The sequence below is a fragment of the Microcystis aeruginosa LEGE 91341 genome (assembly GCF_015206885.1).
Taxonomy (GTDB): Bacteria; Cyanobacteriota; Cyanobacteriia; order Cyanobacteriales; family Microcystaceae; genus Microcystis; species Microcystis aeruginosa_H.
In genome coordinates this window covers 1-1,888 of sequence record NZ_JADEXY010000255.1, presented here as the reverse complement: position 1 = coordinate 1,888, position 1,888 = coordinate 1, and the positions used below count along the sequence as shown (strand labels likewise).

Genomic DNA, 1,888 nt, shown 5'->3' with positions numbered 1-1,888 from the left:
GAGCGACGGTAGAAAATACCCTGTTTGAAGACGGTGAAGGTTCCAACACTTTCCGAGCTTTTGAACCCACCCAAGCGGAAGAAACCTACTCCATGGTCACTGCGAACCGTTTCTGGTCGCAAATCTTCGGCATCGCTTTCTCCAACAAACGTTGGTTACACTTCTTCATGCTCTTTGTCCCCGTGACTGGTTTATGGATGAGTGCTGTGGGTGTAGTGGGATTAGCTCTTAATCTACGGGCCTATGACTTCGTTTCTCAGGAATTGAGAGCGGCCGAAGACCCGGAATTTGAAACCTTCTACACTAAAAATATTCTGCTTAACGAAGGTCTGAGAGCTTGGATGGCTCCCCAAGACCAACCCCACGAAAACTTTATCTTCCCTGAGGAGGTTCTCCCGCGTGGTAACGCTCTCTAATATCCCTACCGCTAGTGGTCGTGACCAAAGTTCCACCGGCTTCGCTTGGTGGTCTGGTAATGCTCGTCTTATCAACCTCTCCGGTAAACTGCTCGGCGCTCACGTCGCCCACGCTGGTTTAATCGTTTTCTGGGCCGGGGCAATGACCCTGTTTGAAACCGCCCACTTCATCCCCGAAAAACCGATGTACGAACAGGGTTTAATCCTGCTTCCCCACCTAGCTACCCTCGGTTTTGGGGTCGGTCCTGGTGGTGAAGTAGTCGATACCTTCCCCTACTTCGTTGCCGGTGTTCTGCACTTAATTTCTTCGGCTGTACTCGGTTTTGGTGGTATCTACCACGCTATCCGTGGACCGGAAACCCTAGAGGAATACTCTAATTTCTTCGGTTACGACTGGAAAGACAAAAACCAAATGACCAACATCATCGGTTATCACCTAATTCTCTTGGGTTGTGGCGCGCTGTTGTTGGTATTTAAAGCCATGTTCTTTGGCGGTGTCTATGATACCTGGGCTCCCGGTGGCGGTGATGTCCGCGTCATCACTAATCCTACCCTCAACCCCGCAGTTATCTTTGGTTATTTGACCAAAGCTCCCTTCGGTGGCGAAGGCTGGATTATCAGCGTCAACAACATGGAAGATATCATCGGCGGTCACATCTGGATTGGCTTAATCTGTATCGGTGGCGGTATCTGGCACATTCTCACCAAACCTTTTGCTTGGGCGCGTCGCGCTTTCATCTGGTCTGGAGAAGCCTATCTGTCCTACAGTTTGGGTGCTCTTTCCATGATGGGCTTTATCGCCGCTGTTTACGTTTGGTTTAACAACACCGCCTATCCCAGTGAATTCTACGGTCCGACTGGTATGGAAGCTTCCCAATCGCAAGCTTTCACCTTCTTGGTGCGTGACCAACGCTTAGGTGCTAACGTCGCTTCTGCCCAAGGCCCCACCGGTCTAGGTAAATACCTGATGCGCTCTCCCACTGGCGAAATCATCTTCGGTGGTGAAACCATGCGTTTCTGGGATTTCCGCGGTCCCTGGTTAGAACCCCTCCGCGGTCCTAACGGTTTAGACCTCGACAAAATCAGAAATGACGTACAACCCTGGCAAGTACGCCGCGCGGCTGAATACATGACCCACGCTCCTTTAGGTTCCTTGAACTCTGTGGGTGGGGTTATCACTGATGTTAACTCGTTTAACTATGTGTCTCCTCGCGCTTGGTTGGCTACCTCTCACTTCACCCTCGCCTTCTTCTTCCTGATTGGACACCTCTGGCACGCTGGACGCGCTCGCGCCGCCGCCGCTGGTTTCGAGAAAGGAATTGACCGCGAGACTGAACCCGCATTGGCAATGCCTGACCTCGACTAATTTCGGTTAGTTCGATGGCAGCGGCTCCCGTCTAGTTGGCGGGAGCCTTTTTGCTGTTAAATAGGGTTTGCGGCAAAAAGCTTTTCCCGGGGGCAGGGTGTGGGGA

Annotated in this window: 1 protein-coding gene and 1 pseudogene; both read left to right on the top strand. The window is 51.9% G+C overall.

Annotated elements, in window-relative coordinates; genetic code table 11:
- A pseudogene (locus IQ234_RS20675) lies at positions 1–416 on the top strand (photosystem II D2 protein (photosystem q(a) protein)); the annotation flags it as partial.
- Positions 400–1,782 (top strand): photosystem II reaction center protein CP43, encoded by a 1,383-nt coding sequence (psbC, locus tag IQ234_RS20670; protein WP_193958450.1) that lies wholly within the window; start codon positions 400–402, stop codon positions 1,780–1,782. The pseudogene IQ234_RS20675 and the gene psbC, both read left to right, overlap by 17 nt.
- Positions 1,783–1,888 lie beyond the last annotated feature (106 nt).